This is a genomic window from Bacillus silvicola (genome assembly GCF_050524305.1).
Lineage (GTDB): Bacteria > Bacillota > Bacilli > Bacillales > Bacillaceae_G > Bacillus_A > Bacillus_A cereus_AT.
The window spans coordinates 1,371,341-1,391,722 of record NZ_JBNGVC010000013.1; the positions used below are offsets into that span (position 1 = coordinate 1,371,341).

The following is a 20,382-nucleotide window of genomic DNA, read 5'->3' on the forward strand; positions in this document are numbered from 1 at the left end:
AGACCGAATGTAACGAAAGCACGGGCAAATTTTCTATAATTAATCTATAAAATTACTAGTCTATTATATTATGTGAGATGGATTGTATGAAAAATTTGCCGAATCTTATATATATTATGCATTATTTCATATCAAAAATTGTCGAATTCACATTATTGTAGTGGTATGACAACTCAAAAAATTAGATTGTTATAATGGGATGGTGAGTAAGTATGCACGCAGAAAAACTAGGAAGTGAAATTAAGAAAATTAGGGTGATGAGAGGATTAACACAAAAGCAGTTATCCGAGAACATATGTCATCAATCGGAAGTGAGTCGAATTGAATCGGGCGCGGTATACCCAAGTATGGATATATTGCAAGGTATTGCAGCGAAGTTACAAGTTCCCATTATTCATTTTTATGAGGTACTCATTTATTCTGATATTGAGAGGAATAAGCAATTAAAAGATCGAATTATTATGCTTTGTAAGCAAAAGAAATATAAAGAAATTTATACTAAGGTATGGAATGAGTTGAAAAAGGAAGAATATCATTCCGAGCTTCAGCAATTTCTTCAATGGCAATATTATGTAGCTGCTTACATATTGAAAAAAATCGATTACGAATATTGTATTTTAGAATTAAAGAAATTGCTCAATCAACAATTGGCAGGAATAGATGTATATCAGAACCTTTATATTGAAAACGCAATTGCAAACATTTACGCTGAAAATGGCTATTTTAAGAAGAGTATTGAGTTATTTGAAAATATATTAAAACAATTAGAGGCATTACATGATAATAAAGAGTTTGATGTGAAGGTGAGACATAATCATGCAAAAGCATTATACTTAGACAATCAATACGAAGAAGCGCTTTGTCACGCAAATAAAGCCATTGAACTATCGTGTCGAATTAATAGTATGACATTGATTGGACAGTTATACTATCGAAAAGGTGAATGCCTAGAAAAGCTCGAGTGTGATAGAGCAGAAATTGAAGATGCTTACGAAAAAGCGTGCTTCTTTTTCGATATATTAGGAAACCATACGTTAAAAGAGTCAATTATAAAAAAAATGAAGAAATAAAAAAACAAAAAACAAATATGCATAATTGCATAAGATGTGGATAAATTTTCATGATATATTTAAAGAAAAAATGCGGGTGATGGAATATGAAAAAACTACTTATTGGTAGTCTATTAACGTTAGCGATGGCATGGGGTATTTCATTAGGAGATACAGTTTTAGAGAAAAATCAAGTAATTTCTTATAATGATCAAGAGATACAAGTAGCTTCAGATGTACCTTTTGAGTACTAAAAAACAACCGTCTTACTTAGACGGTTGTTTTTTCGTGGAGTAACATCCAAACATCTTTACTAGAAACAGGCTTGCTAAAGAGGAATCCTTGAATGTGGTCACAGTTTTGTTCGTGTAAAAACTTCCATTGTTCTTCTGTTTCTACACCTTCCGCAATAACCTCTAAATTTAATTCTTTCGATAGCTTAATGATGGAGGCGATAATCGCTTCTTCTAAAGGGCTATTTGTAATTCCACAAATAAACTCTCGAGCAATTTTTAATGTATTGATTGGATATTTCGTTAAATAAGCTAAAGAACTATAACCAGTTCCAAAGTCATCGATTGAAATTTGGATACCGAGATTTTGAAGTTCTTCTAGTTTAGCAATTACAGAGTGATTTTGATTAATCGCGATGCTTTCTGTAATCTCAATATCTAGCGCTTCTGGCTTTAGTTCTGTTTCTTCCAAGACTTTTGAAATAGTTGATATTAAATCTACGTGATTAAATTGAACAACAGATAAATTTACACCAACCTTTAAGTGAGAGAATCCTTGGTTATGCCACTTTTTTGCTTCTAAGCAGGCGGTACGTAAAATCCAATTACCCAGTTCAATAATAAATCCTGTTTCCTCTGCTAGAGGAATAAATTGGGCAGGTGATACAATTCCGAGTTTTGAATGTTTCCAGCGAATTAATGCCTCAAAACCGATAATTTGTTTTGTTTTTGTATTTACTTGCGGTTGATACTCAAGGAAAAATTCATTTTGTTGCAGAGCCTTTGAAAGTTCACCTTCTAGGAAGTGTAGTTCATTTTGCGCAACACTCATTTCTTTTGAGAAGAAAATGAATCTATTTTTTCCATTAGCTTTTGCTCGGTACATAGCCATATCTGCATTTTTCATTAATTCGGTTACATCGGTTCCGTATTCCGGAAACATTGCAATTCCGATACTCGGTGTAACAGAAAGTTCTTCATCTTTAATGAAGTAAGGCTTATTTAAGATGGTTAAAATTTGTTCGGCTATAAAAGCAGCACTTTTTTCAGAGTACATATCTGGTAATAGGATCGTAAATTCATCTCCGCCTTGGCGGGCAACGATATCTTTTGAACGCAAACATCCACGTAATCTTTTTGCTACTTCAATTAATAATAGATCTCCGACATCATGACCGAGTCGATCGTTAATTTTTTTAAATCGATCTAAGTCGAGGAACATGACGGCAACGTCATTAGTGTTGTTTTGCGCTGTATTTAAAATCGTTTTTAAATCTTTTTCGAATTTTCGTCGATTCGGTAGTCCTGTAAGTGCATCATGGAAAGCCAAATGCTCTACTTGTTTTTGTTTTTCATATAAAGTTGTAATATCACGTGCTATACCAAACATCCCAACAACTTCTTTATTTATAAAAATAGGGATGAATGTAATGTGAAGATAATAATAATAGCCTTCTTTTTCTTTTGTTCGAATTTCTAGAGTTTGTGGTCTACCTTCTTTTGTACTTTGTAAAGATTTCTTCAATAATTCATGATCTTGTGGATCAATGAAGTGTAGAAGAGAATAACTTGTTACTTCACAGTAATAGGCTGTAAATAAACTTTCACAAGCCTTATTAGATTGTTGAAAAATCCCGTTCATATTTAAAGAAAAAACAGCATCAGGATGATCTTCGAATAAAGACTTATAACGCTGTTCACTTTTTGATAGGGCAGATGCACCTTCTTCGACTTTTCCTTCTAGTTGTGTAGTCAACTGTTCGTACGTATCGATTAATACTTGATTATCTTTCCACATGTAAAGTTGTCGTAGGAATAATAAGATTAGTGATAATACTAGACCGATTAGCATGAACTTATTGTCCCAAGGCTGAATGACAATAAAGGAAAAAGTAATGATTATACTAAAATAAGGTAATATAAAGCGTACATAATCGAATCGATAATACTTCATTTTCGTTTCATGTTGCATTGGTTTATCCAAAATGTACAGTATGGACGATAAACCGATTAGTAAAATCGAAGCAGTATGTATTAAATAAGAGACTTCAGAAGAAGTTTCCATTCCTTTGTTTAATTGGAACAGATGTATATATCCGTACACAAGTATGATAGTAAAGCCGATAATTAATGAGATTCTACTAGAAGAATATTGTTCTCTCCTATATAGGCTAATAACGGCGTAAATTACTAATGATTGTGCGATAAAATACCCAATCAAAAGCCACGTGTCCGTCGTCAACATACGAAAGCTAGAAATATCTAAAATAAAGGTTAGGATAAAATAAATATTCATAATAACAATGAAGATGCTATCGAATGAAAATTGAGCAAGACCTCTAATGGAGTAATGCTTTATAAACTTTATAGCAAAGCCAGAAAAAAGCAAAATATATTGTATGATGAAAAAAGGTAGTGCTTTATATGAGAATATGACTTGATCATAAATAGAAAGTGACTGAAGAAATAAAGTTATTTCCATAATTAATCCACATATGCAAGTACATAGTAGTAAAACCCAAAATAGTTTGTCACTACTTTTCATCTTCTTAATTGCTTTATATAAGCAATAGCAAGAAAAGATTGCCGCAAAACAAAATAAGAAGAGAATTCCAATTTCTTTTATATTTAAATTCCTAGGGATAAGGAATATCCAAAGAGAAAATATAATTATATATATTATGACAAATTGTACATATTTCTGTTGATTAATCATATTATGACTCCATTTCAATAAAGTTGAATCTCAGGGGGAAAATGCTAATTTAAATAATAGCATATAAATTGGAATGTTTTTTACTATAGGAATTACTTTCTTATGAAAAAAATGGCGCAGTATTACAAATTACCATTGTAACACTGCGCCGTTTTTTCTTTTTATCCCTCTTATAGAAGAGATTTCATCTATTAACTGAAGAAGTGCTAAATCCTTTTGTTTACTTTCAATCATAATATCGAAATTATGATCAATTTTTTTTGTAATGTGTAAAAAAGGTTTAATAAAGTCTAAATCAATATAATCTGCGTGGGACCTAAATTCTTTTTCTGATTTAGGAGAAGAAATATGAACTTTAGGAGGGACATTTGTATGTGACCAAGTTTTAAATATCATAGGAAGTAATTCTTCTAGTGATTCATTACAAAGGTTCGCTATGTGATGATGATAATCGAACACGAAAGGGATTTTTTCTTTTTGGCAAATAGCCAAAGTTTCAGAAGTTGTATATGTTTTATCATCATTTTCAAGAGTCATTTGTCTTTTTATATGGTCAGGAAGTTTCTGTATGTTTTCATGAAAACGTTCGATTGCCTTCTCCTTATTTCCATACGCGCCACCTACATGGATATTAATGTAGGAAGAATCTGCAATTCCCATAGCATTTAACACGTTATAATGATAGGTCATATCTGTAATTGCATTAGTTGTAATATGTGGTTTGTCGCTTGTAAATAGTGTGAATTGGCTTGGGTGAAAACTTACGCGTAAATTGTGTTCTTGAATTAATGCTCCTATTTTACGCCATAGTGGAGCAAATAGTTGAATGTAATCAAATTCAACTTCAGGATGTGTTGCAAGTGGAACGATAGAAGATGATAAACGATATAATGGAATTTCGTGTGCAATATTGTAATGAAGGATGCGTATTGTGTGTTCTAGGTTCTGCCTTGTAACATGGTACAATTTATCTTCTCGCTCTTGTTTATTGAGTTTTTTAAAGCTTGTAAATGTCATCGTTTTAGCAGGAGAACAGTCCCACAATGCCATTGCATGTGAGACATATCCAAACCGCATAATCATAAAGGATACACCTCTTTTATTTATCGCCTTTCCTATAAGAAGAACGCAAGTATCGTTCCTATCCATTCTTTGCCCCTATCAATAAGGGAAAGTGGGCTGACATCATCAAAGGAAAGTAATGACGCATTTTTTAGATCTTCATGGAATTTATTTTTCACTTCTTGTATGAAATGTTTATCGTATAAAAGACAGTTGATTTCATGGTTAATATATAAGCTTCTCATATCAAAATTAGCAGTCCCAATATCACAAATATGATCGTCCACTATAATGATTTTTGCGTGAAAAAATCCTTGTTGAAAAGCGTAAATATTACAACCAGCTTGTATTAACTTTCGGCAATATGGGAATTTTGCTTCTCGAACGAGGGCGTGATCAGCCTTTTGTGGAACGAGAATAGTTATTTGAACTCCACGTTTTCGTGCGTTTAATAATGCGTTCATAATTTTTTTTCCAGGAATGAAATATGGTGTACCGATAAAGATTTCTTTTTTTGCGCTTTCGATTAATTGTAAAAATGTATTTTGTAAATAGGCACCATCAGTAGGGACAAAACGATGTAGAATGATCCCTGGTTGTTGTTTAGGAAAATAAAGAGATGAATCTAATAAATTTTGACCTGTATCGTCGAACCAATCATGTAAAAATTGTTTTTGTAAATCTTGTATCCCTTCTCCTGTAAGACGTAAATGATAATCTCGCCATAATCCTAACTTTTGATTATGCCCCAAATATTCCTCGCCAATATTAAATCCACCAATATAGCCAATTTTCCCGTCAATAACTGTAATCTTTCTATGGTTTCTTTGATTTGCAGAAAAGAAAGGAAAAGGAAATTTCACTTTGTGACAAAATGAAAAAGAGACACCATGCTTTTGTAGCGAATGAATCGCTTCTTTTGATAAATAATGACTTCCAAACCGGTCGAGCAAAAGTCTTACTTCAATTCCTTCTTGTGCTTTATCGATAAGTAGCTTTAAAAACGTACGACTTATCTCATCATTTTTTACAATGAAAAATAAAACGTGCACATGGTGTTTAGCTTGTTTTATATCAGTAAATAGGGCGTCATACAAATCTTTTCCGTATGTATAAAGGTGAAAATCACTTTGACGTAAAGGGAAAGAACGAGAACGTACACGCTTTAAATGAATAATTCTCCCATATGAAAGGTCGATTGTAATCCAGAGAGCGCTACCTATTAACAAGAGAGATAAGAAGAACATAAGTAGATTCCCTCCTTCACGGTCTTTTCACCATCAGTTTTTTACAAATCAAAATGTCACTTTATCCCGATTGGTGTGGGCTAATAATCAGAGGGGGATGAACAGCCCCCTGGTTAAAGTTTCACTTTATAGTTTCACCCAAATAAACAGCTTTATTAAAAAATGTGTTGTTGTATAACAAAAAACTGTTGACTGAATGCTCACTCATTATATAATGGGAATAGGGGATACAATTCAGAAAATTATATATTTTCGAAGATTCTAAAAAAGAAAGAGGGCTTACAAAGAGAGGGGTAGCATAAAAATGAATAGCTTACTAATCATTAATTGGCTGGCTGCCATTGCTGTTATTGCTTATGCGGGATATTTGTTTGTATATCTTATACGAACGAGGATGGCCTACATACAATTAGGAAAAAAGATTGAATTTGACCGTCGTTTTAAAGAGCGTTGGGATCTTCTTAAGGTCAATGTTTTCGGTCAGAAAAAGCTGCTGAAAGATAAAAAGAGTGGCATTATTCACGTTATGTTTTTTTACGGATTTATTCTTGTCCAATTTGGAGCAATTGACTTCGTTTGGAAAGGGCTCGCACCAGGATCACATCTTCCACTTGGACCACTATACCCTGCATTTACATTCTTCCAGGAAATTGTCACACTTGTTATTTTAATCGCAGTCTTTTGGGCTTTTCATAGACGCTATGTTGAAAAGCTTGTTCGTTTAAAACGTAATTTCAAATCAGGTCTTGTTCTTATCTTTATTGGTGGCTTAATGATTTCTGTGCTACTTGGTAATGGTATGGGAATTATATGGCACGGTGAGGAGCTTTCATGGAGTGAACCAATTGCTTCTGCAATCGCTTACGTTTTCTCAGGGATAAATGAAACCGTAGCCATTTCAGTGTTCTATTTCTCTTGGTGGGTGCATCTATTAATCTTGCTAACGTTTTTAGTTTATGTTCCACAATCAAAACACGCGCATTTAATTGCTGGACCAGTTAACGTGTTTTTTGGTCGTCTTTCAAATCCGGGAAAACTTGAAAAAATCGATTTTGAAGATGAAACACAAGAAACGTTCGGTGTTGGTAAAATTGAAGACTTTAGACAAAATCAGCTCGTTGATTTATATGCTTGCGTAGAATGTGGCCGTTGTACAAATATGTGTCCGGCAACAGGAACAGGCAAAATGTTATCACCGATGGATTTAATTTTAAAACTTCGCGACCATTTAACGGATAAAGGGGCAGCGGTAACATCAAAAGCACCGTGGGTTCCAGTTGTTGCTTTTAATAATACACAAGGAAATCAGTTAGCGATGATGGCAGCTGGAAAAGGACAACAAGAATCAGCAGCTACAGCGCTCGCTTACGATCCGAGCTTAATCGGAGATGTTATTACAGAAGAAGAGATTTGGGCATGTACAACGTGCCGTAACTGTGAAGATCAGTGTCCAGTTATGAATGAACATGTTGATAAAATTATTGATTTACGCCGCTATCTCGTTTTAACAGAAGGGAAAATGGATGCAGAGGCGCAGCGTGCAATGACAAATATCGAGCGTCAAGGTAATCCGTGGGGACTGAACCGTAAAGAGCGTGAAACATGGCGTCAAGGTGATGATGAAGTAACAGTTCCAACTGTAAAAGAGAAATCAAAAGCTGGCGAAGAGTTTGAATACTTATTCTGGGTTGGATCAATGGGTTCGTATGACAACCGCAGTCAGAAGATTGCGATATCATTTGCGAAGCTAATGAACGAAGCAGGCATTTCATTCGCAATTCTTGGTAATAAGGAAAAGAACTCTGGTGATACACCGCGCCGCCTCGGAAACGAATTCGTATTCCAAGAGATGGCAACGAAAAACATTGAGGAATTTGAAAAAGCAGGAGTGAAGAAAATTGTTACGATTGACCCTCATGCTTATAACACTTTTAAAAATGAGTACCCGGACTTTGGCTTACAAGCAGAAGTCTATCATCATACAGAATTACTAGCCCAGTGGGTGAAGGAAGGACGTTTAAAACCTGTCCATTCTATTGAAGAAACAGTTACGTACCATGATTCCTGTTACTTAGGAAGATACAACGAAGTATATGAGGCACCGCGCGATATTCTAAAAGCAATTCCAGGTGTAAACCTTGTAGAAATGGCGCGTAACCGTGAAACGGGAATGTGCTGTGGTGCAGGTGGCGGCTTAATGTGGATGGAAGAAACGGCTGGTTCTCGTATTAACGTTGCTCGTACAGAACAAGCACTGGCTGTACAACCGTCAATTATCGGTACAGGATGCCCATATTGCTTAACGATGATTAGTGACGGTACGAAAGCGAAAGAAGTTGAAGAAACAGTTCAAACGCTGGACGTAACAGAGATTTTAGAACGCTCAGTTATCGGACAGAAGAAAGAAGCAATCTAGTTTGTGGGAATGCATACAACTTTAGAAAGAGGTGCAATTATTGCACCTCTTCTCAACGTAGGAATACCGAGCGAGCGCTCGGCGTTAAAAAAAGAAATGGGGGAAAGAAACATGAGTAAAACAGTTATTTTAAGTGCTGCAAGAACACCGGTTGGAAAATTTGGAGGGACTTTAAAAGACGTGAAAGCAACAGAACTTGGAGGAATCGCAATTAAGGCAGCGCTTGAAAGGGCGAATGTTTCCGCAAGTGATGTTGAAGAAGTTATATTTGGAACGGTTATCCAAGGAGGACAAGGACAAATTCCATCACGCCAAGCAGCAAGAGCGGCTGGGATTCCTTGGGAAGTGCAGACAGAAACAGTAAATAAGGTTTGTGCATCAGGGCTTCGCGCAGTTACTTTAGCGGATCAAATTATTCGTACTGGTGACCAATCACTGATTGTAGCTGGTGGAATGGAATCGATGAGTAACAGTCCTTACATTTTACGAGGAGCAAGATGGGGATACAGAATGGGCAACAACGAAGTTATCGATTTAAACGTTGCAGACGGTTTAACATGCGCATTTTCAGGTATACACATGGGTGTTTATGGCGGAGAAGTTGCAAAAGAAGACGGGATCTCTCGCGAAGCACAAGATGAATGGGCATATCGTAGCCATCAACGTGCGGTTTCAGCACATAAGGAAGGTCGTTTTGAAGAGGAGATTGTACCAGTAACAATTCAGCAAAGAAAAGGCGATCCTATCGTCGTGGCTAAGGATGAGGCGCCACGCGCGGATACAACGATTGAAAAATTAGCGAAATTAAAGCCTGTATTTGATAAGACGTCAGCGGTGACAGCTGGTAATGCTCCTGGACTAAATGATGGCGGTGCGGCGCTTGTATTAATGAGCGAGGATAGAGCGAAGCAAGAGGGAAGAAAGCCATTAGCGACAATCTTGGCGCATACAGCAATTGCGGTAGAATCGAAGGATTTCCCAAGAACGCCAGGTTATGCAATTAATGAATTGTTGAAAAAGACAGGTAAGACAATTGAAGAAATCGATCTATTTGAAATCAATGAGGCATTTGCGGCGGTAGCAATTGCAAGTACTGAAATTGCAGGGATTGATCCGGAAAAATTGAATGTAAATGGCGGTGCTGTAGCAATGGGGCATCCAATTGGAGCGAGCGGAGCACGTATTATCGTTACACTTATCCATGCACTGAAGCAGCGTGGCGGCGGAATTGGAATTGCTTCTATTTGTAGCGGTGGCGGTCAAGGTGACGCAATTATGATTGAAGTTCGTTAATTTACGTGTAGAGGATTTTGGTTTATTAACAACTTATATTAAGGGGGAAGAAAGAATGGGTGTACAAAAAATAGTTGTAATTGGTGCAGGACAAATGGGTTCAGGTATCGCACAAGTGTGTGCAATGGCAGGCTATGATGTGAAAGTGCAAGATTTAAAGCAAGAGCAATTAGATAGAGGGCTAGCTGTTATTACAAAAAATTTAGCTCGTCAAGTAGAAAAAGGTCGTATGAAGGAAGAAGAGAAAGAAGCGACTTTAAATCGTCTTACATGGACACTCGATTTAAATAGTGTAAAAGAAGCGGATCTTGTTATCGAAGCTGCTGTTGAGAAAATGGATATTAAAAAGAAAATTTTTGCGAATCTAGATGAAATCGCTCCAGAACACGCAATTTTAGCAACGAATACGTCATCGTTACCAATTACGGAAATTGCAGCGGTAACGAAACGTCCTGAGAAAGTAATCGGCATGCACTTTATGAATCCAGTTCCAGTTATGAAACTCGTTGAAATTATTCGTGGTTTAGCTACAGATGATGCAGTTTATGAAACGATTGAGGATATTACGAAAAAAATCGGGAAAGTACCAGTTGAAGTAAATGATTTCCCAGGGTTTGTATCGAACCGTATTTTATTACCGATGATTAACGAAGCAATCTATACGTTATATGAAGGTGTAGCAACGAAAGAAGCGATTGATGAAGTAATGAAGCTCGGTATGAATCATCCGATGGGGCCTTTGACACTCGCTGATTTTATCGGTTTAGATACGTGTTTATACATTATGGAAGTGTTGCATGAAGGATTAGGAGATAGTAAATATCGCCCATGTCCATTATTACGCAAGTATGTGAATGCAGGATGGTTAGGACGTAAAACGGGTCGTGGTTTCTACGTTTACGAATAAAGTCCTCCCTTTATTAAAATAGTGGTCTTACCAAATTGTTAAAAAGATATATAGCAAACGGAGGCGAAGTACATGAATTTTCACTTTACTGAAGAGCAACAAATGATGAGGAAAATGGTTCGGGATTTTGCGCAGAAGGAAATAGCTCCCTTTGTTCCTAGTATGGAACAAGGGGTGTTCCCGAAAGAGATTTTGCAAAAGATGGGTGAGCTTGGACTAATGGGTATTCCAGCGCCTGCAAAATATGGCGGGGCAGAAATGGATTTTATTTCTTACATTCTAGCAATTGAGGAAATTTCAAAGGTAAGTGCAACGGTTGGTGTAATTTTAGCTGTACATACGTCAGTTGGAATGAATCCGATTTTATACTTCGGAACAGAAGAGCAGAAGCAGAAATATGTTTCTAAATTGGCGACTGGTGAGTATTTAGGCGCATTTGCTCTAACAGAACCAAGTGCAGGATCAGATGCAGGTAGTTTGAAATCAAGAGCTGTAAAAAAAGACGATCACTACATTATCAATGGATCGAAAGTATTTATTACGAATGGCGGCGAAGCAAGTACATACATTGTATTCGCTTCTACAAATCCAGAGGCGGGGAAAAGTGGCATTTCTGCATTTATTGTAGAGAAAGATACACCAGGCTTAATCATCGGAAAAGATGAGCATAAGATGGGGCTTCTTGGTTCTCGTACAGTACAACTTACGTTTGAAGATATGAAAGTGCCGGCCGAGAATTTACTTGGTGAAGAAGGACAAGGATTTAAGGTGGCGATGGCGAATTTAGATGTTGGACGAATTGGGATCGGAGCGCAGGCATTAGGAATCGCGGAAGCGGCGCTTGCATGTGCGATTGATTATGCGAAAGAGCGCGAGCAATTCGGCAAGCCAATTGCGGCGCAGCAGGGAATCGGATTCAAACTTGCAGATATGGCGACTAGCGTAGAAGCAGCGCGATTACTTGTATACAGAGCGGCATCGCTAAGAGCTCAAGGATTACCATGCGGTAAAGAAGCTTCTATTGCGAAACTATTTGCTTCTAAGACGGCTGTTGAAGTTGCGATTGAAGCGGTGCAAGTATTTGGCGGTTACGGTTATACGAAAGATTATCCAGTAGAAAGATTTTTCCGTGATGCGAAGATCACGCAAATATATGAAGGAACGAGCGAAATACAAAAGCTTGTAATTAGTCGAGCTTTATAAAAAGACGAGGGGGAGACGGGAATGCATTTTAAATTATCAGAAGAACATGAAATGATAAGAAAAATGGTTCGGGATTTTGCAAGAAATGAAGTAGCACCGACGGCGGCAGAGCGTGATGAGGAAGAGCGATTTGATCGCGCTTTATTTGATCAAATGGCAGAGCTTGGTTTAACTGGCATTCCGTGGCCTGAAGAGTATGGTGGAATTGGAAGCGATTACTTGGCGTATGTAATTGCCATTGAAGAATTATCCCGTGTATGTGCTTCTACAGGTGTAACATTGTCTGCACATACTTCACTTGCTGGTTGGCCAATTTTTAAATTTGGAACGGAAGAGCAAAAGCAAAAGTTTTTACGACCGATGGCAGAAGGAAAGAAAATTGGGGCATACGGTTTAACGGAACCAAGTTCTGGTTCAGATGCTGGCGGAATGAGGACAACTGCGAAACGAGATGGAGACCATTACATTTTAAATGGATCGAAAATCTTTATTACAAATGGTGGCATTGCTGATATTTACGTTGTTTTTGCATTAACAGACCCTGAATCGAAGCAGCGTGGCACGAGCGCATTTATTGTGGAGAGCGATACGCCGGGATTTTCAGTTGGGAAAAAAGAGAGCAAGCTAGGGATTCGCTCTTCGCCGACTACTGAAATTATGTTTGAAGACTGCCGCATTCCTGTAGAGAATCTACTCGGAGAAGAAGGGCAAGGATTTAAGGTAGCGATGCAAACATTAGATGGCGGTCGTAATGGTATTGCGGCGCAAGCGGTTGGTATTGCACAATCCGCTTTAGATGCTTCCGTAGAATATGCAAGAGAGCGTCATCAGTTCGGGAAGCCAATTGCGGCGCAGCAAGGAATTGGCTTTAAACTTGCAGATATGGCAACGGATGTAGAGGCGGCGCGTCTTTTAACATATCAAGCGGCTTGGCTTGAATCTGAAGGGCTTCCGTACGGGAAAGAGTCAGCGATGTCAAAAGTATTTGCAGGTGATACAGCGATGAAGGTAACGACTGAAGCAGTACAAGTATTTGGTGGTTATGGTTATACGAAAGATTATCCAGTAGAGCGTTATATGCGCGATGCAAAGATTACACAGATATATGAGGGAACGCAAGAGATTCAAAGGCTTGTAATTTCTCGTATGTTAACGAAATAGGAACGAAAGCGTAGGTATTTTCCTACGCTTTTTCCTTCCAAAAATAATAGAGAGAGGTGAAGGGGATGGTTAAACATAATGTACATGCATCAGTGAAAGATGAAAAATTAGTTGCGTTAAGGCGTGAACAAATGATTAAAGGTGCGGTGCAACTGTTTAAGCAAAAAGGGTTCCCACGTACAACAACGAGAGAAATTGCGAAGGCGGCTGGGTTTAGTATTGGAACACTTTATGAGTACATTCGTACAAAAGATGATGTTTTATATTTAGTTTGTGATAGTATATATGAACATGTAAAAGAGCGGTTAGAGGAAGTAGTGTGTACAGAGAAGGGAAGTATAGAAAGTTTAAAGATAGCAATAACGAATTATTTTAAAGTGATGGATGAATTGCAAGAAGAAGTATTAATTATGTATCAAGAGGTACGTTTTTTACCGAAAGAATCACTCCCATATGTATTAGAAAAAGAGTTTCAAATGGTAGGAATGTTCGAGAATATTTTAGAACAGTGTACGGAAAATGGAACATTTACATTAAATAAAAAAGAAATACAGCTTCTTGCACATAATATTTTCATACAAGGACAAATGTGGGGATTTAGACGTTGGGCCCTGCAAAAACTGTATACGCTTGAAGAATATACAGAAATGCAAATTAGGTATGTATTGCAAGGGGCGCATATGCTTCCGAAATAAGGAATGGACAAATTATAATTTTATTACCATATTAAAGTTTCCCGTTTTTTTTGTAGCATATTTGTGCGACTTTTGTTTATAATGAATAGTATGGATTTTTTTAAGCAGACCGTTATATATAAGGTTATATTTGAAGAAAGGAAGTGCCGCATAAGTGAATTTTAAGCAATATTCACCAGAAGAGCTAAAAGAATGTTCAATGATTGAAGTTGTACATAGCGTTTTAGGGGATAAAAGACAAGCAACGACATTCAACGAGTTGGTTCAAGAAATCGCTCAAGTGCTGGGACTATCTCAAGAGCAAGTTAATGCGAAACTCGCACAATTTTATACAGATTTAAACATCGATGGACGTTTCATTAATTTAGGAGAAAATCGTTGGGGACTACGTAGCTGGTACCCATATGAGCAAATTGATGAAGAAATCTTACCTCAGCCAAAACCGAAGAAGAAACGTAAAGTTGAAGAGGACGGTTTTGACGACTACATCGAAGAAGATGAAGATGAATTCGACGATGCAGACGGAAATGCAGACGAAGAAGAAGATGTAGAAGATTTGGACAAGGTTCTTGAAGAAGAAGATGCAGATGACGAAGATGATGATCTTGATGATTTAGAAGAAGAAGATGAAGAATTCGCAGAAGAAGAACTTGAGTACGATGAAAATGAAGAAGAAGAGGAAGAGCTGTAGTTCTTGACTTTTCATTATCGTCCATGTAGAATCATTTTTGGGCTCTTTAAAACAGGACGATAATACTTTTAAAGTGTAAATATAAAAGAAAATTGCTCCCTACTTATTACTTTATGTGATGAGGGGAGCAATTTTCTTTTTTGTTTTTTGTTTAGAAAATAAAAAGAGTCTAACAATAAGATAGGTACAGTGTTATCTACATACGTTGCGCTTTGCAACGGTGATTATATAACAACAAGGTAGAAGGGAGTATTTTCATGACTAAGTATATTTTTGTAACAGGCGGTGTAGTATCGTCTTTAGGTAAAGGTATTACAGCAGCATCTCTTGGAAGACTTTTAAAAAATCGTGGTTTAAACGTAACTATTCAAAAGTTTGATCCATACATTAACGTAGACCCGGGGACTATGAGCCCATACCAACACGGTGAGGTATTCGTAACAGATGATGGTGCAGAAACGGACTTAGACCTTGGTCACTATGAGCGTTTTATCGACATCAACTTAAATAAATACAGCAACGTAACAACAGGTAAAATTTACTCTTCAGTTCTTCAAAAAGAGCGTCGTGGTGAATACTTAGGAGGAACAGTTCAGGTTATTCCTCACATTACTAACGAAATTAAAGAACGTGTATATCGTTCTGGTCGTGAAACAAACGCGGACGTTGTTATTACAGAAATCGGTGGAACTGTTGGTGATATCGAGTCTCTACCATTCTTAGAAGCAATTCGTCAAATTAAGAGCGACATCGGTCGTGACAATGTAATGTACATTCACTGTACGTTAATCCCGTACTTAAAAGCAGCGGGTGAAATGAAAACAAAACCAACGCAACATAGCGTTAAAGAGCTTCGTAGCTTAGGTATTCAACCAAATATTATCGTTGTTCGTACAGAACTACCTGTTTCTCAGGACATGAAAGACAAGCTTGCATTATTCTGTGACATCGATACAAAAGCAGTTATCGAAGCACGCGATGCAGATACTTTATATGCGGTTCCGTTATCTCTTCAAGAGCAAAACATGGACCAAATCGTTTGTGATCACTTAAAATTAGACAATCCAGCTGCAGATATGACAGAGTGGACTGCGCTAGTTAATAAAGTGCGTAACCTTTCTAAGAAAACAAAAATCGCTCTTGTTGGTAAATACGTAGAGCTTCAAGATGCATACATTTCTGTTGTAGAAGCACTTCGTCATGCAGGTTACTCATTCGACACAGATGTAGAAGTGAAATGGGTAAATGCTGAGCACGTAACAGCAGAGAACGTGAAAGAATTAGTTGGCGACACAGATGGTATCCTTGTACCAGGTGGCTTTGGCGATCGTGGTGTAGAAGGTAAAATCGTTGCAATTCAATATGCTCGTGAAAACAAAGTTCCATTCTTAGGAATTTGCCTAGGTATGCAACTTGCATCAATCGAATTTGCACGTAACGTATTAGGATTAGAAGGAGCTAACTCTTCTGAAATTAATCCTGACACACCTTATGCAATCATCGACTTATTACCAGAACAAAAAGATGTAGAAGACTTAGGTGGTACACTTCGTCTTGGTCTATACCCATGTAAGCTTGCTGAAGAAACAAATGCTTACAATGCTTACAACGAGCCGGTTGTATATGAGCGTCATCGTCATCGTTATGAGTTCAACAATCAATTCCGTCCGGATATGGAAAAAGCAGGATTTGTATTCTCTGGTACAAGCCCAGACGGTCGTCTAGTTGAAATCATTGAATTAAAAGACCACCCTTGGTTCGTGGCAGCACAGTTCCATCCAGAACTTGTGTCTCGTCCAAACCGTCCACAACCATTGTTCCATGACTTCGTAAGTGCTTCTATTACGAATAAAGAGAGCAAGTAATAAAAAAAGCGCCTGAAATAGGGCGCTTTTTTTAATATTCGTTTAACATTTCATCAATTGTAAATTTAATTCCGTGATAAGCAAATAAAGCTACAATTAAACTTGGGAAACCGTAGCGGTTACCTTCATCATCTGGAATAAGGCCTTTTAACAGTTTTGTATCGATATGTACATCTGTGTATTGTTCCAGTGATTCAACATGTTCTTGAATAGCTGAAATACCAACGATAGAGTGCCCCTCTTCTTGTAGTTTTTTTGCAATTGCTACAACTTCTTCATCTGTTGAAAAACGGCTAATAAGAAGTACACGATCTGCAGAAGTTACTTCTGCTTCTTTACCGTTTTCAAATAAGCGTTTTGCTTGCTTCATTGGTTCAGCACCGAATAGTGCTTCAGCAACAACGCCCTCCATTTCATTTGTACCATGTAAATAAATGAAACCATCGCCAACTAGTGCTTGAGCAAGTAGACGAGCGCTATCTTCTATATTTATTTCCTCTTTTTGAGAAACTCTGGAGAAATAACCACTTAATTGAGTTGAAAAAATTTTTAACATAATGTTACTCCCTTCGTACGTGTTTGCCGGCTTTTATTATAATTTATTTTTTTAGAAAGGTGAAATCGTAGGTAGCATAACAAAATAGGAAACGGTAAAATAAGAAAGAATAGGAAGGAATTTGCCAAAGAATAGCGAAAATAAATCGATAAGATATAAGAAGCTGTAAATCTTGTATTTACACAGAAAGGTTGGGAGTTATGGAAGGGAAAATTTTAATCGTTGATGATCAATATGGCATTCGTGTGTTATTACATGAAGTGTTCCAAAAAGAAGGTTATCAGACGTTCCAAGCAGCGAATGGATTTCAAGCTTTAGATATCGTGAAAAAAGATAATCCAGATTTAGTAGTGTTAGATATGAAAATCCCAGGTATGGATGGTATAGAGATTTTAAAACATGTAAAAGAAATTGATGAGAGTATTAAAGTGATTTTAATGACTGCTTATGGAGAATTGGATATGATTCAAGAAGCGAAAGATTTAGGAGCTTTAATGCACTTTGCTAAACCGTTTGATATTGATGAGATTCGTCAAGCGGTGAGAAATCAGCTTGCTGTAGAGGCGTAAAAAATGAATTTTTTATAAAAAATATGGAAAAAAGCGTTTACATGGACTATTGAGCAGGTGAATACGGTTGAGTTTTTTAGTACAAGTTGTTATCCTAATGAGTGTAGAAAAAAGTCCGGTATACAGATATACATATTTTACCTTATTCTGGTCATACTACCAGCGATAAGAACTTATCGGATACAAAAAACGTTTTTTAGGAGGATTCACCATGCCTTTAGTTTCTATGAAAGAAATGCTAAACACAGCACTAGAAGGAAAATACGCAGTTGGTCAATTCAACATGAACAACTTAGAGTGGACTCAAGCTATCTTAGCTGCTGCGGAAGAAGAAAAATCTCCTGTAATCCTAGGTGTATCTGAGGGTGCAGCTCGTCATATGACTGGTTTCAAAACAGTTGTAGCTATGGTTAAAGCTTTAATCGAAGAAATGAACATCACTGTTCCTGTAGCGATTCACCTTGACCATGGTTCAAGCTTCGAAAAATGTAAAGAGGCAATCGATGCAGGTTTCACATCTGTAATGATCGACGCTTCTCACCACCCATTCGAAGAAAACGTTGAAACTACTAAAAAAGTAGTAGAATACGCACACGCTCGTAACGTATCTGTTGAAGCTGAGCTTGGAACAGTTGGCGGACAAGAAGACGACATCATCGCTGAAGGCGTAATTTACGCTGATCCTGCAGAGTGTAAGCACCTTGTTGAAGCAACAGGTATCGATTGCCTAGCTCCAGCTTTAGGTTCTGTACACGGTCCTTACAAAGGTGAGCCTAACTTAGGATTCGCTGAAATGGAACAAGTTCGTGACTTCACTGGCGTACCTTTAGTATTACACGGTGGTACTGGTATCCCAACTGCTGATATCGTAAAAGCTATCTCTTTAGGTACTTCAAAAATCAACGTAAACACTGAGAACCAAATCGAGTTTACAAAAGCTGTTCGTGAAGTATTAAACAAAGACCAAGAAGTTTACGATCCTCGTAAATTTATTGGACCTGGCCGCGACGCTATTAAAGCAACTGTTGCTGGTAAAATGCGTGAGTTCGGTTCTAACGGTAAAGCGTAAGAATAAAATTCCGTTTTGGAAACCGTCTAGTCTTTTAGACGGTTTCCTTTCGTTGTATAATGAAAGCGTGAACAAGTCTAAAGATTTTATAAAATGAATTTTTAGCCTGCAAATATAGAAAATAATGTGCATAGTCCTATTAATAAATGTGATGAGTATCTGAATTGGGGAATTTGATTCGATGAATAGTTAATCTTCATCTATTTGTACAGCAGGGGAGCTACAGGTGATGGTTTTCTACTTATTGAGTTTTAGGGTGGAAAGAGTGATTGAGATTCTTAAGGGGAACTTTCTACTTCTTTTTATAAAGCAGTAGAAGATAAATACATTCACGAGAAGGGAGCTCAATATGGAAAAGTTGCTAATTGAAGGCGGAAGAGCTTTAAATGGAACAATTCGTGTGAGTGGTGCAAAGAACAGTGCTGTTGCATTAATTCCAGCGACAATTTTAGCAGATACTCCGGTAACTATCGGTGGCGTTCCTAATATTTCGGATGTGAAAATGTTAGGAGACTTACTAGAGGAAATTGGAGGGAAAGTAACTTATGGGCAGGAAGAAGAGATGGTAGTCGATCCTTCTAACATGGTTGCGATGCCGTTACCAAATGGAAAAGTGAAAAAATTGCGCGCCTCTTATTATTTAATGGGTGCAATGCTTGGCCGTTTTAAAAAAGCTGTTATTGGGCTTCCAGGTGGATGTCATTTAGGGCCACGACCGATTGATCAGCATATTAAAGGGTTTGAAGCACTAGGTGCACATGTTACAAATGAACAAGGTGCCATTTATTTAAGAGCAGATGAATTGCGCGGGGCACGCATTTATTTAGATGTTGTTAGTGTAGGAGCTACGATTAATATTATGCTAGCGGCTGTACGAGCGAAAGGTAGAACTGTTATTGAAAATGCAGCGAAAGAACCAGAGATTATTGATGTAGCCACATTATTAACAAGTATGGGAGCACGCATTAAAGGTGCTGGTACAGATGTAATCCGAATTGATGGTGTGGACTCCCTGCATGGTTGTCACCATACTATCATTCCAGATCGTATTGAAGCTGGTACGTATATGATTTTAGGAGCTGCATCAGGAGGAGAAGTAACAGTTGATAATGTTATTCCTCAGCATTTAGAGTCAGTGACTGCGAAGCTAAGAGAAGCTGGTGTCCAAGTTGAAACGAACGATGACCAAATTACAGTGAACGGTAATAGAAGGTTAAAAGTAGTTGATATAAAAACGCTTGTATATCCAGGTTTCCCAACAGATTTACAACAGCCGTTTACGACGCTTTTAACAAAGGCACACGGGACAGGAGTTGTAACGGATACAATTTACGGCGCACGTTTCAAACATATTGATGAATTGCGTCGTATGAATGCGCAAATTAAAGTAGAAGGTCGTTCGGCAATTGTAACTGGTCCTGTTTTATTGCAAGGTGCAAAAGTGAAGGCGAGTGACTTACGAGCTGGGGCTTCCCTTGTTATTGCAGGATTAATGGCGGATGGAATTACAGAAGTAACCGGACTTGAGCATATTGATCGAGGCTATGAAAATATAGTAGACAAGCTTAAAGGGCTTGGCGCAAACATTTGGCGAGAACAAATGACAAAGCAAGAAATTGAAGAGATGAAGAACGCATAAGTGATACTTTC

Annotated in this window: 17 protein-coding genes; 13 read left to right on the plus strand and 4 right to left on the minus strand. The window is 37.4% G+C overall.

Going from position 1 to position 20,382, the window contains the following annotated elements; all coding sequences use genetic code 11:
• Window positions 1-212: 212 nt before the first annotated feature.
• Together plcR and ACP6L7_RS29165 are read left to right on the plus strand one after the other, a co-directional pair.
• Entirely contained in the window at window positions 213-1,070 is an 858-nt protein-coding gene (gene plcR, locus ACP6L7_RS29160; protein ID WP_430529542.1) for a transcriptional regulator PlcR, read from the plus strand.
• A gap of 86 nt (window positions 1,071-1,156) precedes the next feature.
• Entirely contained in the window at window positions 1,157-1,303 is a 147-nt protein-coding gene (locus ACP6L7_RS29165) for a quorum-sensing peptide PapR (RefSeq protein WP_000734736.1), read from the plus strand.
• A 16-nt stretch (window positions 1,304-1,319) separates the two neighbouring features.
• Here ACP6L7_RS29165 and ACP6L7_RS29170 read toward each other — a convergent pair whose 3' ends face one another.
• The 3 genes from ACP6L7_RS29170 to cls form a co-directional block, all read right to left on the minus strand.
• Window positions 1,320-3,998, minus strand: coding sequence for a DUF4084 domain-containing protein (locus ACP6L7_RS29170; RefSeq protein ID WP_097831452.1), 2,679 nt, complete (start codon window positions 3,996-3,998; stop codon window positions 1,320-1,322).
• A gap of 129 nt (window positions 3,999-4,127) precedes the next feature.
• Window positions 4,128-5,081 (minus strand): UV DNA damage repair endonuclease UvsE, encoded by a 954-nt coding sequence (uvsE, locus tag ACP6L7_RS29175; RefSeq protein WP_097831453.1) that lies wholly within the window; start codon window positions 5,079-5,081, stop codon window positions 4,128-4,130.
• 32 nt (window positions 5,082-5,113) lie between these two features.
• Window positions 5,114-6,307, minus strand: a complete 1,194-nt coding sequence (gene cls, locus ACP6L7_RS29180; RefSeq protein ID WP_097831454.1) for a cardiolipin synthase — start codon at window positions 6,305-6,307, stop codon at window positions 5,114-5,116.
• A gap of 304 nt (window positions 6,308-6,611) precedes the next feature.
• Between cls and ACP6L7_RS29185 the strand changes: the two genes are divergently transcribed.
• From ACP6L7_RS29185 to pyrG, 8 genes are all read left to right on the plus strand, one after another.
• On the plus strand, window positions 6,612-8,723 hold the full coding sequence (locus tag ACP6L7_RS29185) for a (Fe-S)-binding protein (RefSeq protein WP_097831455.1): 2,112 nt from the start codon (window positions 6,612-6,614) through the stop codon (window positions 8,721-8,723).
• 9 nt (window positions 8,724-8,732) lie between these two features.
• Window positions 8,733-10,016 carry an acetyl-CoA C-acetyltransferase gene (locus tag ACP6L7_RS29190; RefSeq protein ID WP_128856191.1) on the plus strand — a complete coding sequence of 428 codons (1,284 nt, stop codon included), beginning with the start codon at window positions 8,733-8,735 and terminating at the stop codon, window positions 10,014-10,016.
• A 55-nt stretch (window positions 10,017-10,071) separates the two neighbouring features.
• Window positions 10,072-10,923, plus strand: a complete 852-nt coding sequence (locus tag ACP6L7_RS29195) for a 3-hydroxybutyryl-CoA dehydrogenase (RefSeq protein WP_002094337.1) — start codon at window positions 10,072-10,074, stop codon at window positions 10,921-10,923.
• Window positions 10,924-10,995: 72 nt separating this feature from the next.
• Window positions 10,996-12,126 (plus strand): acyl-CoA dehydrogenase, encoded by a 1,131-nt coding sequence (locus ACP6L7_RS29200; protein ID WP_097831456.1) that lies wholly within the window; start codon window positions 10,996-10,998, stop codon window positions 12,124-12,126.
• A gap of 21 nt (window positions 12,127-12,147) precedes the next feature.
• On the plus strand, window positions 12,148-13,287 hold the full coding sequence (gene acdA, locus ACP6L7_RS29205; protein WP_071744053.1) for an acyl-CoA dehydrogenase AcdA: 1,140 nt from the start codon (window positions 12,148-12,150) through the stop codon (window positions 13,285-13,287).
• Between the two features lie 65 nt (window positions 13,288-13,352).
• A complete protein-coding gene (locus tag ACP6L7_RS29210; RefSeq protein ID WP_000238599.1) occupies window positions 13,353-13,982 on the plus strand; it encodes a TetR/AcrR family transcriptional regulator in 630 nt (209 codons plus the stop codon).
• Between the two features lie 154 nt (window positions 13,983-14,136).
• Entirely contained in the window at window positions 14,137-14,673 is a 537-nt protein-coding gene (rpoE, locus tag ACP6L7_RS29215; RefSeq protein WP_098361669.1) for a DNA-directed RNA polymerase subunit delta, read from the plus strand.
• A gap of 257 nt (window positions 14,674-14,930) precedes the next feature.
• Window positions 14,931-16,538 (plus strand): CTP synthase, encoded by a 1,608-nt coding sequence (gene pyrG, locus ACP6L7_RS29220; protein WP_000170445.1) that lies wholly within the window; start codon window positions 14,931-14,933, stop codon window positions 16,536-16,538.
• Window positions 16,539-16,569: 31 nt separating this feature from the next.
• Here the strand turns inward: pyrG and ACP6L7_RS29225 are convergent, their stop codons facing one another.
• Window positions 16,570-17,094: a DUF2529 domain-containing protein gene (locus ACP6L7_RS29225; protein ID WP_097831458.1), complete on the minus strand. Its 525-nt coding sequence runs from the start codon at window positions 17,092-17,094 to the stop codon at window positions 16,570-16,572.
• A 200-nt stretch (window positions 17,095-17,294) separates the two neighbouring features.
• Here ACP6L7_RS29225 and spo0F point away from each other — a divergent pair, with 200 nt between their 5' ends.
• The 3 genes from spo0F (at window position 17,295) to murA (ending at window position 20,371) form a co-directional block, all read left to right on the plus strand.
• Entirely contained in the window at window positions 17,295-17,663 is a 369-nt protein-coding gene (gene spo0F / locus ACP6L7_RS29230) for a sporulation initiation phosphotransferase Spo0F (RefSeq protein ID WP_000398595.1), read from the plus strand.
• 211 nt (window positions 17,664-17,874) lie between these two features.
• Entirely contained in the window at window positions 17,875-18,732 is an 858-nt protein-coding gene (locus tag ACP6L7_RS29235; RefSeq protein WP_001131859.1) for a class II fructose-bisphosphate aldolase, read from the plus strand.
• A 349-nt stretch (window positions 18,733-19,081) separates the two neighbouring features.
• A complete protein-coding gene (murA, locus tag ACP6L7_RS29240) occupies window positions 19,082-20,371 on the plus strand; it encodes a UDP-N-acetylglucosamine 1-carboxyvinyltransferase (RefSeq protein WP_097831459.1) in 1,290 nt (429 codons plus the stop codon).
• Window positions 20,372-20,382: the final 11 nt, after the last annotated feature.

What these genes read in the sequence shown, in the direction of transcription:
- plcR (WP_430529542.1), top strand. Translation starts at nt 213, where the DNA reads ATGCACGCAGAAAAACTAGGAAGTGAAATTAAGAAAATTAGGGTGATG.
- ACP6L7_RS29210 (WP_000238599.1), top strand. Translation starts at nt 13,353, where the DNA reads ATGGTTAAACATAATGTACATGCATCAGTGAAAGATGAAAAATTAGTT.
- pyrG (WP_000170445.1), top strand. Translation starts at nt 14,931, where the DNA reads ATGACTAAGTATATTTTTGTAACAGGCGGTGTAGTATCGTCTTTAGGT.
- cls (WP_097831454.1), bottom strand. Translation starts at nt 6,307, where the DNA reads ATGTTCTTCTTATCTCTCTTGTTAATAGGTAGCGCTCTCTGGATTACA.
- spo0F (WP_000398595.1), top strand. Translation starts at nt 17,295, where the DNA reads ATGGAAGGGAAAATTTTAATCGTTGATGATCAATATGGCATTCGTGTG.
- ACP6L7_RS29190 (WP_128856191.1), top strand. Translation starts at nt 8,733, where the DNA reads ATGCATACAACTTTAGAAAGAGGTGCAATTATTGCACCTCTTCTCAAC.
- ACP6L7_RS29185 (WP_097831455.1), top strand. Translation starts at nt 6,612, where the DNA reads ATGAATAGCTTACTAATCATTAATTGGCTGGCTGCCATTGCTGTTATT.
- ACP6L7_RS29165 (WP_000734736.1), top strand. Translation starts at nt 1,157, where the DNA reads ATGAAAAAACTACTTATTGGTAGTCTATTAACGTTAGCGATGGCATGG.
- ACP6L7_RS29225 (WP_097831458.1), bottom strand. Translation starts at nt 17,094, where the DNA reads ATGTTAAAAATTTTTTCAACTCAATTAAGTGGTTATTTCTCCAGAGTT.
- ACP6L7_RS29195 (WP_002094337.1), top strand. Translation starts at nt 10,072, where the DNA reads ATGGGTGTACAAAAAATAGTTGTAATTGGTGCAGGACAAATGGGTTCA.
- uvsE (WP_097831453.1), bottom strand. Translation starts at nt 5,081, where the DNA reads ATGATTATGCGGTTTGGATATGTCTCACATGCAATGGCATTGTGGGAC.
- ACP6L7_RS29200 (WP_097831456.1), top strand. Translation starts at nt 10,996, where the DNA reads ATGAATTTTCACTTTACTGAAGAGCAACAAATGATGAGGAAAATGGTT.
- acdA (WP_071744053.1), top strand. Translation starts at nt 12,148, where the DNA reads ATGCATTTTAAATTATCAGAAGAACATGAAATGATAAGAAAAATGGTT.
- ACP6L7_RS29235 (WP_001131859.1), top strand. Translation starts at nt 17,875, where the DNA reads ATGCCTTTAGTTTCTATGAAAGAAATGCTAAACACAGCACTAGAAGGA.
- ACP6L7_RS29170 (WP_097831452.1), bottom strand. Translation starts at nt 3,998, where the DNA reads ATGATTAATCAACAGAAATATGTACAATTTGTCATAATATATATAATT.
- murA (WP_097831459.1), top strand. Translation starts at nt 19,082, where the DNA reads ATGGAAAAGTTGCTAATTGAAGGCGGAAGAGCTTTAAATGGAACAATT.